The following is a 14886-nucleotide window of genomic DNA, read 5'->3' on the forward strand; positions in this document are numbered from 1 at the left end:
ATCTTTCTTATTTTTTTGTAATTAGAATTTTTACAGCCTGATCACTTCGTAAAGCAATGGCTGTGCCTTTAATTAAGAATGCTTTCGGATCACCCAAGGGATTTAACAAATCTATACTTACAGTGGCGCCTTTTACAAAACCTAAATCCAATAATCTTCTTCTATTTTCGCCTCTACATTCTTTAGAAATACCAATTATTGTTGCTTTTTCACCATTTTTTAAGTTTGATAAACGCATAGTGTCTTTTTCAATTACATCTGCATTTTTTAAAGCAATAACGGTAATATTGTTTGCAACAGTTGGGGTTAACGTAAATTGTTCTCCTTCTGCTTCAAAAACAATCTTTTTTTTATTTGTTTCTTTAATATAAACTTGAGAATCTAAATGAATATTTTTCTTTAAAATTTGTTTGTAAACACTTATCGGTTCGTCTTCTATATGAATAATTTTCCCAAAATTAAAAACGGGCAAATCAGAAAGTAGTATTCCTTTTTTCTCTGGAATTTTACCTGTGTTGGTTGGTATTGGGTCTCCATGTGGATCGTATCTTGGATTCCCTAAAAGTGCTGCTAAATCTTCTACTTCTGCCCTCGACAATTCGTGCTCTTTTAACTCCGCTCTTTTATGCCATTCTTCTTTTTTAAAACCTGTTTTTTCTGATAAATATTTTTCCCATAAACGATGTGCTCTTACAATTCTTAATGCATATTCATCGCCATTTTTTGTAAGGGAATAAAATCCATTTTCATTATTTATTAAGCCACTTTCTAACATTGAGTCTATACTTTCTAATAACAAACTATTGCTAAAATTTAGTTGTTTGAAAATAAGATTTTTTGAGATTTTTGGGTTGTGATATAACAATTTTAAAATATCTTCAACTGCCGTTTTTTTATTTTCCTTTTGTGCTTTAATATACTTGAAATAAAGACCTTTTTCAGGATTAAAAATAAAATACAATACAAAAACAACAACACAAAAAACCAAAAGCGCTATTAAAGGATTGTAATAAATCATACTTTTTGAATGTATAAATTATTTGCAATTTTACTAGAAATTGATAATTTTTTTTCCTCGATTGAAATGGAGAAAGAATCATCAAAATCTTCTTTTTCTAAAATCGTTATTTTTTTACCTAAAGTAATGCCCTTTTTATCTAAATATTGTAAAAATTCTGATGAAGAATCATTCACACCAACACAAATGCCGCTTTCGTTTTTAGATAAAGTGGATAGTAAACTTTTCTCGATGGTTTTTAAATTTCCTTCTTCATCTGGAATTGGATCTCCATGAGGATCGTGTGTTGGGAAACCTAAAAAAATATCTAATTGATTGATTAATTTTGACGATTTTATGTGTTCTAATTGCTCTGCAACTTCATGTACTTCATCCCAAGAAAAATTTAACTTTTCAACCAAAAAAACTTCCCATAACCTGTGTTTTCTAACAACATTAGCACCAGTTTTCTTTCCTAATTTGGTTAAAGTAACTCCTTTATATTTTTTGTAAACTACAACCTTTTTGTCTGATAGTTTTTTAATCATATCTGTTACAGAAGAAGCCTTTGTTTGTAGTTTTTCTGCAATTGCATTTGTACTAATTCCTCCATTAGTATCTAACTGTAAATGATAAATTGTTTTTAAATAATTCTCTTCCGAAAGCGTAAACATCTGTACTTATTTAGTCTTACAAATATAAACTTTTTATTTAAATTAAAATATATTTTTAGATAAATCTAAAAATAATATTATATTTGTCGAAATATTTATTTAAAGTAATGAAAATATTTATTAGAATTAGCTGTCTTTTTTTCTTCGGAATTATTTCTACCTATGCTCAAAACAATAGTGTTTCTGGGAAAGTAACTTCAAACGGAGAGTCTTTATCTTTTGTAAACATTTATTTAAAGAATACAAAATTAGGAACTTCGACCAACGAAAATGGCTTTTTTGAGTTAAAAAATATCCCAAATGGAACCTACATAATTGTGGCAAGTTCTGTTGGGTTTAAATCTAAATCTGCAAAACTTATACTTTCTGGAACTGAAAAAATTACAAAAAACTTTAATTTAAGTGAAAATAATTCTTTGGAAGAAATTGTAATTTCGGGAACTTTAAGACCCGTAACAAAATCGAACAGCCCTGTTCCTGTAGAAGTGTATAGCAAAACATTCTTCAAAAAAAATCCTACACCTTCTATTTTTGAATCGATGCAAAATGTAAACGGAGTTCGACCTCAACTAAATTGCAATGTTTGCAATACTGGCGACATTCATATTAATGGTTTAGAAGGTCCTTATACATTTGTTTTAATTGATGGGATGCCAATTGTAAGTGGACTTTCTACAGTTTATGGTTTAACAGGAATTCCGCAAGCTTTAATAGAAAGGGTAGAAGTTGTAAAAGGACCCGCTTCTACTTTATATGGCTCTGAAGCTGTTGGTGGCATTATAAACATCATCACAAAAAAACCTTTAAATGCACCAATTTTATCGACAGATATTTTAACGAGTTCTTGGGGAGAAGTGAATACAGATATTGGTTTGCGTTATAAATTGTCTAAAAAAGCGCAAGGTCTTTTAGGAATTAATTATTTTAATTACCAGAATAGAATTGATAATAATAAAGACGGATTTACGGATTTAACGCTTCAAAATAGAATTTCAATTTTTAATAAAGTAAATATTGAAAGAAAAAGTAACAAGGTTTTTACAATTGCTGGACGTTATGTTTATGAAGATAGATGGGGAGGAGAAATGGATTGGGAACGTGAATTTAGAGGAACTGATATAAAATATGGCGAAAGTATTTACACCAATAGATGGGAGACTTTTGGAACATACGAATTACCAACATCAGAAAATATTAATTTTCAGTTTAGTGCAAATGGGCATTACCAAGATTCGTTTTATGGAACAGATGCTTATGATGCTGAACAAGTTATTGGTTTCGGACAATTTGTGTACAATAAACAAATTGCCCAAAAACACGATTTGTTGTTAGGTTTGGCTTATAGATATACTTTTTATGATGATAATACTTTCGCTACTTTCGAAGAAGATGGAATTACAAATAAACCTTCTGTAACACATTTACCAGGCATTTTTGCACAAGATGAAATTGCTTTAAACTCACAAAATAAACTGCTTTTAGGCGCAAGGTGGGATTATAATAGTTTGCATGGAAATATTTTTTCGCCAAGAATAAATTACAAGTGGAATTCTAAAGACAAGTCAGATATTTTTAGAGCAAGTGTTGGTAATGGTTTTAGAGTTGCCAACGTTTTTACGGAAGATCATGCTGCTTTAACTGGCGCAAGAAAAGTGGAGTTTAATGGCGAATTAGAACCAGAAACTTCTTGGAATGCAAATATTAATTACGTAAAAAAAATTAATACAAAAAACGCTTTTATAACTTTAGATGGAAGTGTTTTTTACACCTATTTTAACAATCGCATTTTACCAGATTACGAAACAGATCCTAACAAAATTATTTATGCAAATTTAAATGGTTTTTCTGTTTCCCAAGGAATTTCTTTAAACACAGATATTACGTTTACAAATGGATTATCGTTAAATGCAGGCGCTACTTTAATGGATGTTTCAATTACAGAAAATGGTATAAGAAAAAGACAATTATTAACGGAAAGTTTTAGTGGAGTTTGGTCTATTTCTTACAAGTTTAATTCAAGTTTTTCTGTTGATTATACTGGAAATGTTTATGGTCCAATGAGGCTTCCTTTAATTAGCGACACAGATCCAAGAGCTGCAAATTCGCCTTGGTTTAGTATACAAAATATTCAATTGACAAAGAAATTTACCAATAATTGGGAATTGTATGGAGGCGTAAAAAATCTATTAAACTTTACACCAGCCAAAAATAGTATTGCACGTCCTTTCGATCCTTTTGATAAAGAAGTTGTTTTTGATGCAAATGGACAAGCGACTGCAACACCAAACAACCCAAATGCGTTGACTTTCGACCCTAGTTATGTCTATGCTTCTAACCAAGGAATTAGAGCCTTTTTAGGATTAAGATATACCTTATTTTAAAAAAAAATCTATAGTAAATATATTTTTAAGAAAAATGGCTTTGGCTCCAAAAAAAATAATAAGAATTAATATTTTGGCTAAAGCCATTATGTATTATTACCATAACATCTAGCTAAAGCTAGATGCAATTGAAAAAGTTTATTTTTTAGAGATTTTACTAAAAAACACCAATTAATATCTAAAAAATTATACACAAAAAATGAAAACAATATTTCTACTTTTTATTTTCTTTGGAAGTTTTGCTACTTTTTCACAAAAAAAGGAAACTAAATTAAATGTCTATACATTTTCGGAAGTCGAGAAATTACACCAACAAAAACCAAAACCTATTGTTGTTTTTGTTTTCACAGATTGGTGTAAAATTTGTTTTGGAATGAAACAAACTACATTTAAAAACAATAAAATTATGCAGCTTTTAAATGAAAAGTTCTATTTTATTAAATTAAATGGCGAAGAAAAAAAAGACATTACTTTCTTAGGAAAAACATTTGTTTACAAACCTACTGGAACCAATACTGGCGTACATGAATTGGCGGAAGAATTGGCAACAGTAAATGCTAAAATAAGTTACCCAACAACTGTTATTTTAAACTCAAAATTTACGATTGATTTGCAAATTCCTAATTATATAAATAATACCATATTTCTAAAAATTCTCGAAAAATATACTGCAGATAAAAAATAAATTTAAACATATATAATATGTAAAATCTTCAAGAAATAAAAATAGTAAACGTTTTTTATGAACGAACTCCTTACATTTGCACAAAATTTAGTACGTTGAGCAAGCAGCACATTGTAAATCAATATCAAAAATCTGCAAATGTTTCGCAGATTGTTACAGCACTTCAACAAGAAAAAAACCATTTTCAAATTTCGAATTTGGTGGGTTCTTCGTTGTCTTTTGTGATATCCGAAACTTTTAAAAAAACAGACAAACCTTATCTTTTAATTTTTAATGATAAAGAAGAAGCTGCTTATTATTTAAATGATTTAGAACAACTTTTAGGAGATAAAAATGTTCTTTTTTACCCAGGATCTTATAGAAGACCATATCAAATAGAAGAAACCGATAATGCCAACGTTTTATTACGTTCCGAAGTTTTAAACAGGATAAATTCAAGAAAAAAACCGGCTATAATTGTTACCTATCCAACTGCCTTGTTCGAAAAAGTAGTTACTAAAAAAGAGTTAGAAAAAAACACACTAAAAGTTTCTGTTGGCGAAAATTTATCGCTCGATTTTGTAAACGAAGTTTTGTTTGAATATAAATTTAAACGTGTAGATTTTGTTACAGAACCTGGCGATTTTTCGGTTCGTGGAGGAATTATAGATGTATTTTCTTTTTCGAACGACGAACCTTACAGAATCGAGTTTTTTGGAGACGAGATAGATAGCATTCGTTCTTTTGATGTAGAAACGCAACTTTCTAAAGAAAAAATGAGGAAGGTTTCTATCATGCCAAATGTAGAGAATAAAACTTTGCAAGAAAGCCGAGAAAGTTTCTTAAAATACATTGCAGATAAAACTGTGATTTTTGCTAAAAATATCGATTTATTAGTGGGGAATTTAGATAAATTCTATCAAAAAGCAGAAGAAGCTTTTAACGATTTATCTAAAGAAATAAAACACGCAAAACCTGCTGAATTATTTTGCGATGGAACTTTTATTAAAAATCAGTTGCAAGATTTTACTTTAGTTAATTTTGGAACAAGTAATACCTACAAGGTTTCAAAAACCTTGCAGGAAATTAATTTCAATACAATTCCTCAACCTTCATTTAATAAAAAATTTAATTTATTAATTGCCAATTTAAACGAACATCATAAAGCAGGTTTTACCAATTATATTTTCTGCGCCAACGAACAACAAGCCAAACGATTTCATGATATTTTTGATGATGCTGAAGAAAAAGTACATTACCAAACTGTGGTTTTTCCATTATACCAAGGTTTTGTAGATGTAGATACTAAATTAGTTTGCTACACTGATCATCAAATTTTTGAACGTTATTATAAATTTAGATTGAAAAATGGGTATGCAAAAAAGCAAGCCATAACCCTACAAGAATTAAACAAACTAGAAATTGGCGATTATGTAACCCACATGGACCATGGAATTGGAAAGTTTGGCGGTTTACAAAAAATTGATGTTCAAGGTAAGAAGCAAGAAGCCATTAAATTGGTTTATGGCGAACGTGATATTTTATATGTAAGCATTCACTCGCTGCATAAGATTTCTAAATTCAATGGAAAAGATGGTAAAGCACCTAAAATATACAAATTAGGTTCTGGTGCTTGGAAAAAAATTAAACAGAAAACCAAAGCCAGAGTAAAACATGTTGCGTTTAATTTAATTCAATTATACGCAAAAAGAAAACTGCAAAAAGGGGTTGCTTTTGGACCAGATACACACATTCAGCATGAATTGGAAAGTAGTTTTATGTACGAAGATACACCTGACCAATTTACAGCGACACAAGCCGTAAAAAACGATATGGAAAAAGAGCAACCTATGGACAGGTTGGTTTGTGGAGATGTTGGTTTTGGAAAAACAGAAGTTGCTGTAAGAGCTGCTTTTAAAGCGGTTGATAATGGAAAACAAGTCGCCATTTTAGTTCCAACTACTATTTTGGCTTTTCAACATTATAAAACTTTTACAGAGCGTTTAAAAGATTTCCCTGTTACGATCGATTATTTAAACAGATTTAGAACTGCAAAACAAAAAACTGCAGTAATTAATGGTGTAAATGATGGTTCTGTAGATATTATTATTGGAACACACCAACTAACAAATAAAAAAATAAAATTTAAAGATTTAGGGCTTTTAATTATAGATGAAGAACAAAAATTTGGTGTTGCTGTAAAAGATAAATTAAAAACCTTAAAAGAAAATGTAGATACATTAACCTTAACTGCGACTCCAATTCCAAGAACTTTGCAATTTAGTTTAATGGCTGCCAGAGATTTGTCTGTTATAAAAACACCACCTCCAAACAGACATCCAATAGAGAGTAATGTAATTCGTTTTTCGGAAGATGTAATTCGTGATGCCATTTCGTATGAAATTTCAAGAGGAGGGCAAGTTTTCTTTATTCATAACAGAATCGAAAATATAAAAGAAGTAGCTGGTTTGTTACAAAGACTGGTTCCTTCAGCAAAAATAGGCATTGGTCATGGACAAATGGAAGGCAAAAAACTGGAGGGTTTAATGCTCGGTTTTATGAATAATGAATTTGATGTTTTGGTTTCTACCACAATTATTGAAAGTGGTTTAGATGTGCCCAATGCAAACACCATTTTTATTAATAATGCGAATAATTTTGGCTTGAGTGATTTACACCAAATGCGTGGTAGAGTTGGTCGTTCGAACAAAAAAGCGTTCTGTTATTTTATAACACCTCCTTATCATATGATGACAGATGATGCCAGAAAACGAATTGAAGCCTTGGTTTTATTTTCTGATTTAGGAAGCGGAATTAACATTGCCATGAAAGATTTAGAAATTCGTGGAGCTGGAGATTTATTAGGTGGTGAACAAAGTGGATTTATTAATGATATTGGTTTTGATACCTATCAAAAAATATTACAAGAAGCCATTGAAGAATTGAAAGAAAATGAGTTCGCAGATTTATATCCAACAGATAAATCTAAACCAAAAGAATATGTAAAAGAAGTACAAATAGATACCGATTTCGAGATTTTGTTTCCTGATGATTATGTAAATTCAGTTACAGAAAGATTGGCTTTATACAACAAATTAGGAACGTTAGAAAAAGAGGAAGCGCTACAAACTTTTGAAAAAGAAATTACAGACAGGTTTGGAGAGTTTCCAACGCAGGTTGAAGATTTATTAGATTCTGTAAGAATAAAATGGTTAGCTAAAGAGCTTGGTTTAGAGAAAATTATTTTGAAGCAAAAAAGAATGTTGGGGTATTTTGTATCGAATCAACAAAGCGATTTTTACCAAACTGAAGCTTTTTCTCGCATATTAAAATATGTGCAGCAAAACCCAAAAAGTTGTGTAATGAAAGAGAAACAAACCAAAAACGGATTGCGATTATTAATTACATTTATAAGAATTGATTCTATAAAAACTGGATTGGGTATTTTACAGAAAATATAAATTCGATGTCAGGTTGAGCTCAGTCGAAACCTACATAAGTTATTCTTTTAAAAACCTCTCGATTGTGCTTGAGAAGACATTCTTAAAAACAAATGCAAAACTCTCACATAAAAAACATATTTCTTTTACTTTTAGCAACCACTTTTATTAGTACTTCTGGTGTTTTAGGAAAATATATAAACATGCCTCCAGAAGTAATTATCTGGTTTCGTTCTATTTTTGCAGGGGTGTTTTTGTTTACCTATTGTAAGATCAAAAAAGTAGATTTACAAATAAAACAGCGTAAAGATTTTACGCCATTTTTAATAAGTGCTATACTAATGGCAACACATTGGATTACTTATTTTTATGCACTAAAACTATCTAATGTTGCTATTGGAATGTTATCAATTTATACGTTTCCAGTAATTATTGCGTTTTTAGAACCGCTTTTTATTAAAACGAAATTTAATCCAATACATATTTTTTTAGGTTTATTAGTTTTAACGGGTTTGTACATTTTAACACCTGAATTAAGTTTGGGAAATTCAAATTTAAAAGGAATACTGCTGGGTGTTTTTTCTGCATTTTGTTATGCAATTAGAATCTTAATTTTAAAACAACATATTGGCAATTATAATGGAAGCATGCTTATGTTTTATCAGACTTTAATTATTAGTGTTTTAATGCTTCCCCTTTTATTTTTCGGAGATTTTTCTAATTTCCAAAGTCAATTGCCTTATTTAATTTTATTAGCATTCATAACCACTGCAATTGGGCACACAATGTTGGTACATTCTTTAAAACATTTTTCGGCTTCTACAGCAAGTATTATTAGTAGTATCCAGCCAATTTCTGGAATTGTAATTGCGTATTTTATTTTAAGGGAAATACCTAATAATGCCACTTATATTGGTGGAGGCTTAATTTTGTTGACTGTTATTATTGAGAGTTTTCGGAGTAAAAAATGACTTATTTATCATAAAAACTGCATAGATTTTTCATTTTTGCAAAAAAAAAAAAATGAAATTATAATTCTCACTATAATTTCATTTTAAATATTGTAATCTGTATAATAAAACCTATTTCATAGGTACTTTTACAATTACAGTTTCTCCTCTTCCTTTTTCGTTGGCGATACTCTGTATGGTCCATAAGTCTTTAAAATTATCTCCATCTACAGTAGTTCCACTGTAATCTCCCCAAGAAGTTCCATTGGTTGCTCCTCTACCTTCACCTAAATTTACAATATTTTTTAAGGTTCCTTTTGGATCATTCGCATATCTAAATGCCATTCTTGGACTAATAAACATATTTTTATTCGTTTCTTGAAAACCCACTAAAACATCGTTATTAGAATTTACACCAATGGTTGTTTGTATGTAATTTGTTCCTTTTTTATGAATTAAACCTGTTTGTACAATGGTTCCATCTGTTTTTACTTGATGCCATTGAACAGCAGAGTTTCCTTCTACATTTACTGCCTGAGAAAACCAAATATAACCTCCTTGCATCACTAAGTTTTTTGGGTTTCTATCTCCAGAAGATGTTTTTTGCTCTGTTCCTTTTTGTGGCGATTGTGGTGGATAATTTATGTATTTTAAATGATGGCGTTTATTCCCAACTTCTTCATAAACAGGAGAACCATCACTTGCAGAAGTTACTTTATTAATAACAAATCGATCTCCTTTAATTTCGAAAAAATATAAATCTTCTGTATTGTCTTGTGTAAAAATAGGGTGTCCTAAACTTCCTTTAAAATGATATACTGTAGCTGGTTTTCCAGATTTTACTTCTTTAGATTTTAAAACAAATGTTCTTTCATCTCCACCAGGAAAAGAATAAGCAATCCATTTTTTGCTATAACCAATTCCACCACCATCTACACCATTTGGTGCAGAAACAGGGTAAACATTCCATGCTTTATTTGGATTATTCGTTTCTGAAACAGCAACATTTACTGGTTTCTTTTTTGCTTTATCCCAAGGATTCCATAAATCGAAAACAAACATTTTATTATGTGCATCGTAATACATTTTTGGGTCTATTCCGTTATTAAAGCATCTTTGAGAAGCACCATCTATAAAGTTTCCTTTTTTATCGTAAATAACTAAGCCAGAATTAGAACCATGTAAAATATAACCTCCACCAATGGCAATTTGCGGATCTACTTGTCTGTTTCCATCCATACTTCCATTAAACTGCATGTAGCCATTTATGGTTTTAGGGTTTCCACCTTGTACACGTTGTTTACAGTTATCATTTCTAAATTCGTTTTTATGAATTGGTATAACAACTTCGGTTCTTGAAGGTGCAATTTGGTTTTGTGCAGATAGTACTGTGGAAACTGATAAAGCAACTCCTAAAATAGTGACTATTTTTTTTGTGAATGTCATACTTTTTATTGAAAAATGGTTGGTTTTATTAGAATGATAATTTTGTTTTTTCAAATTTCTTAAATAAATCGGTTTAAAAGGGAGAAAATTTATGCAATTATGGGAGTTATAATAAGCGTAGGTAAATTATATTAGTTATAAAATGGATATTTAGTGGTTAAAACTGTTATTTTAAAGTAAAAAAATATTTCTTTAATATAATTTTAACCTTGGCATCTTCTTTGATTTTAGTTCACAAAATCCAATACTATAAACTCAAAATTTAAGATTACCAGTCCAAAACCTTGTCTCGAAAATTGGAAAAAAATGTCTTCTAAAGAAAAAGGAAATGTTACAGGTACTAAAAAATGAGAACTCCACATCTAAAAATAAAAAGAGAGCTATTTAAAATGCTTAAAAAATTACCTGAATTTATTTCATAAAAAAATAAGATTATAAACTAGCTATAGTTTGCCTATTTCTTTTGATGTTGAATAATCATGTGATTTTTTTAGGTAGAGATTAATATACAATATTAAATAGATTTAAAACTAAACCCTTTTTCAGAAAATTCTTTTAAAAATTTTGGCAACACAAAACGCAATTTCTCAGAGGCTTTTATACTATCATGAAAAACAATAATGCTTCCGTTTTTGGTATTTTTAAGAACATTTTGCAAACATTTTTCTTTAGAAATTGAGGTGTCGAAATCTGCAGATAAAACGTCCCACATAATAATTTTGTAGCCTTTTTTTAAAATTTCTATTGCTTGACTTTTTTTAATTTTTCCATAAGGAGGTCTAAACAACTTCGGTTTTTCCTGTAAGGTTCTCAAAACCTTGTAGGTATTTTTACCATTCTCATTTAAGCCTATAAGCTTTTGAGAACCTTGCAGGAGTTTATCACACTCTAAAAAATCATCAATATAAATAGTGTTTTTACTTTTCCAGCCATTCAAATGATTTTGAGTATGGTTCCCAACAGAATGTTCATCAGCAATAATTCTTTTAAATATTTCTGGATGGTTTTGTATGTTTTTTCCAATGCAAAAAAAAGTAGCTTTTGCATTGTATTTTTTTAATTCAGTTATTACAAAATTAGTAATTTCTGGAGTTGGACCATCGTCGAAAGTAAGATATATTTCCTTTTTATCCGAAGAAAAACGCCAGGTATATTTAGAGAAGATTCTCGCAATAAAATCTGGCGTTCGGGGGAGATATACTTTCATAAAAACTTATTGCCCATCTGGTAATAAATGACTAAAAAGCTTAAAGATATCGTCTACAGATCGTTTTTGTTTTGTAACATATTCTGCATCTTTATCGTAATTTTTTAAATCATTTAAAAGAGAATCTAAAATGTAAAATGTTCTTTGGAACTCGTCTTCTATTGCATTTAAATCTTCTAACTTAAAAGTACTAAACCAAATTGCTTTTTCTTTGTATAGATTTAATAATATCTCTGCAGTTTCTCTTGCTTTTTTTTGTTTTCCTAATTTATAATACATTTCTGGATACCCTAAAGACAAACTATAATGGTCGAATTTTTCGATTGGTAATTTGTCTAAAGATAAATCTAATACTTCAACAGCTTTAATGGTATCGCCTTCTTTTGCGAATGCTTCAGACAAACGCATTAAACTATTTCTTAGAGAAATGGCGTTTCTTTTGGTTTGTTCATCTAAATAAATTTCTCCATTATTAATGTTTCTCCATTCTAATTTTTTAATATTGTTGTACATTTTTTCAGTATCTATTCTTCCAACATCAAATAAGCTTAATTCTCTTAGTTTCCCACTTTCATCTTCAAATTTAATAGGAGTTTTAATAGGAACTAATTTAAAAGCCAAACCATCTAACTGTAAGTAATCTTTTAGCCAAATATATTCTTCATCTGCATTTGCACCACCTGTAAAATATATAGGTCGTTTCCAATCGTTATTTGCCAAAATATCTAACATTAAAATACGATTTTTAGCAATTGCGCTTCCAATGTTAATATCTATATAATCTACAATTTTGTCTGCATCTTTTTGTGCAACAATACCACTTTTTAAAACATTTTCTTTGTTTACAGGGATTCTAATTTTAGTAGTTGGCATCATTTTTTCGGGAATACCATTATCATCTAAATCATAAAAAGTACGCTTGTTATTACTTTGCATCCAACGCATAAAATCTTTTATGGCAATTACAGAATCTTTTGGAACTGCTCTTAATTCTTCAAAGAAGTAAGCAACATCTAAACTACCATATTTATAATCTTCATGTGTTAATTGAGAAGGAATTGGAGGCGCATCGTAAGTGGCACGCTTCATTTGATCTATGTACCAATCTGTGGCAAATAAACTTGTGTTTACAAGCTTTAAATCGGTTCTAATACCTTCTACTTCTTGCATATACCAAAGTGGAAATGTATCATTATCTCCAATCGTAAACATAATTGCATTTTGGTCGCAACTTTCTAAATATGCTTGTGCATTTAAACGAGTGGTATATCTGCCAGATCTATCGTGATCATTCCAATTTTCGGAAGCCATTAATGTTGGAACTGCCAATAGCGAAACCACAGAAACTGCAACTGCAACTGTTTTTTTGTTCGCAAACTTTTTTAAATATTCGTACAAAGCTAAAACTCCAAATCCAATCCAAATGGCAAAAATGTAAAAACTACCCACAACTGCATAATCTCTTTCTCTTGGTTCAAAAGGTTTTGGGTTCGTATAAAAAATAATGGCAAAACCAGTAAATGCAAAAAATAAAAAGAGTGTGAAAAAGTTTTTTTTGTCCCATTTAATTTGAAAAAACAATCCAATAAGCCCTAAAATTAGAGGTAAAAAATAATATTTATTTCGTCCTTTATTTTCTAAAACTTGGGTAGGTAATTTTTTTTGAGAGCCTAATCTTGCTTCGTCAATAAAATTGATTCCACTAATCCAATTTCCATTAAAAATATCTAATCTTCCTTGAATATCGTTTTGTCTTCCTACAAAATTCCACATAAAATAGCGCCCATACATGTAGCCAAACTGATAGCTAAACATAAATTTCATGTTTTCTGCGAAAGTAGGTCTACGTTTGCTGTTTTTTGGAATTCCAGCAACTGCTTTATACATTTCTTCTGCAGCAGGATCTACCATTCTTGGAATAAAACCTTTGTGTTTGTCGGACCAATTTCTATTGGCGTTTTTGTATTTATTTACAATAACATATTTACCATTTTTTTTCTCATACTTTGGCTTATCGTCTTTAAAAGGTTTAGCTTTATCTTGGTCGTTATTGTATTTATTGGAGTAATAGGTGTCGTAAAAAACGTTGGCATCTCCATATTGTTCACGTTCATAATAAGCTAATAATTCACGAGCACTAGAGGGGTTGTTTTCGTTAATGGTTGTGTCTGCATTTGCTCTAATTGGCAACATCATCCAAGAAGAAAAACCAATCATAATAAATAAAATCGAAAGAATTAAAGTATTTGTATGTACTTTGTTTTTTTTTCGTGTATATTTTAAACCGAAAAAGAAGAGTGCAATTAAAATAATTCCTGCAATAATTGTTCCTGAGTTATAGGGTAAACCCACAGTATTAATAAAGAATAATTCTGATGCACTTAGGAATTTTAGCGTAAAAGGAAATAAAAATTTAAAAACAAAAGCTAAAACAACAACAGATAAAACGGTTGCGATTGCAGTGGTTTTTATAGTGATATTTTTGTACGTTTTAAAGAAATATAGCATTACAATTGCTGGTATTACTAGCAAAGAAAGTATATGAACACCAAAAGATAAACCAACCACAAAACTTATTAAAATAAGCCATTTATTTCCTCTTGGGTTTGTAATTTCACTTTCCCATTTTAGGCCTAGCCAGAATAAAATTGCCATTAAAAAAGACGACATTGCATATACTTCGCCTTCTACAGCACTAAACCAAAAACTATCTGAAAATGTATAAGCCAAAGAACCCACAAGGCTACTTCCTAAAATAGCGATATAACTGCCACCTGTAAATTTCCCAGATTTTAAAGCTAGTTTCTCCCCCAAGTTCGTGATGGTCCAAAACATAAATAAAATGGTAAATGCACTTGCAAGAGCAGACATAAAGTTTACCATTTTTGCGATTTCTGCATTATCTGAAGTAAACATGGCAAAAAAGGCTCCTAACATTTGAAACAATGGTGCACCTGGTGGATGCCCAACTTCTAACTTTACAGCAGTAGAAATATACTCTCCAACGTCCCAAGCACTAACTGTTGGTTCTAATGTTAAAGTATAGGTAGTTAAGGCAATAGCAAATGTAACCCATCCTAAAATGATGTTCCATTTCTTAAAATTTTCTGATGTCATAATGAACAAA

Annotated in this window: 9 protein-coding genes; 4 read left to right on the forward strand and 5 right to left on the reverse strand. The window is 30.1% G+C overall.

Annotated elements, in window-relative coordinates; genetic code table 11:
* Positions 1-7: 7 nt before the first annotated feature.
* Both J3359_RS09070 and J3359_RS09075 read right to left on the reverse strand, forming a co-directional pair.
* Entirely contained in the window at positions 8-1018 is a 1011-nt protein-coding gene (locus J3359_RS09070) for a metal-dependent transcriptional regulator (RefSeq protein WP_208080365.1), read from the reverse strand.
* A complete protein-coding gene (locus J3359_RS09075) occupies positions 1015-1671 on the reverse strand; it encodes a metal-dependent transcriptional regulator (protein ID WP_208080366.1) in 657 nt (218 codons plus the stop codon). The genes J3359_RS09070 and J3359_RS09075 overlap by 4 nt, the downstream gene beginning before the upstream one ends.
* A 107-nt stretch (positions 1672-1778) precedes the next feature.
* On the opposite strand from J3359_RS09075, the gene J3359_RS09080 reads away from it, so the two are divergent.
* The 4 genes from J3359_RS09080 (at position 1779) to J3359_RS09095 (ending at position 9127) form a co-directional block, all read left to right on the forward strand.
* Positions 1779-4052, forward strand: a complete 2274-nt coding sequence (locus J3359_RS09080; RefSeq protein ID WP_208080367.1) for a TonB-dependent receptor — start codon at positions 1779-1781, stop codon at positions 4050-4052.
* A gap of 199 nt (positions 4053-4251) precedes the next feature.
* Positions 4252-4737, forward strand: coding sequence for a thioredoxin family protein (locus J3359_RS09085; protein WP_208080368.1), 486 nt, complete (start codon positions 4252-4254; stop codon positions 4735-4737).
* A 95-nt stretch (positions 4738-4832) separates the two neighbouring features.
* Complete coding sequence (mfd, locus tag J3359_RS09090; protein WP_208080369.1) at positions 4833-8177, forward strand: transcription-repair coupling factor; 3345 nt, start codon at positions 4833-4835, stop codon at positions 8175-8177.
* Positions 8178-8269: 92 nt separating this feature from the next.
* Positions 8270-9127: a DMT family transporter gene (locus J3359_RS09095; RefSeq protein WP_208080370.1), complete on the forward strand. Its 858-nt coding sequence runs from the start codon at positions 8270-8272 to the stop codon at positions 9125-9127.
* A 111-nt stretch (positions 9128-9238) separates the two neighbouring features.
* Here J3359_RS09095 and J3359_RS09100 read toward each other — a convergent pair whose 3' ends face one another.
* From J3359_RS09100 to J3359_RS09110, 3 genes are all read right to left on the reverse strand, one after another.
* Complete coding sequence (locus tag J3359_RS09100) at positions 9239-10552, reverse strand: hypothetical protein (protein WP_208080371.1); 1314 nt, start codon at positions 10550-10552, stop codon at positions 9239-9241.
* A 514-nt stretch (positions 10553-11066) separates the two neighbouring features.
* Entirely contained in the window at positions 11067-11759 is a 693-nt protein-coding gene (locus J3359_RS09105) for a polysaccharide deacetylase family protein (protein ID WP_208080372.1), read from the reverse strand.
* A 6-nt stretch (positions 11760-11765) separates the two neighbouring features.
* Positions 11766-14876 (reverse strand): glycosyltransferase family 117 protein, encoded by a 3111-nt coding sequence (locus J3359_RS09110; RefSeq protein ID WP_208080373.1) that lies wholly within the window; start codon positions 14874-14876, stop codon positions 11766-11768.
* Positions 14877-14886: the final 10 nt, after the last annotated feature.

The sequence above is a fragment of the Polaribacter cellanae genome (assembly GCF_017569185.1).
Lineage (GTDB): Bacteria > Bacteroidota > Bacteroidia > Flavobacteriales > Flavobacteriaceae > Polaribacter > Polaribacter cellanae.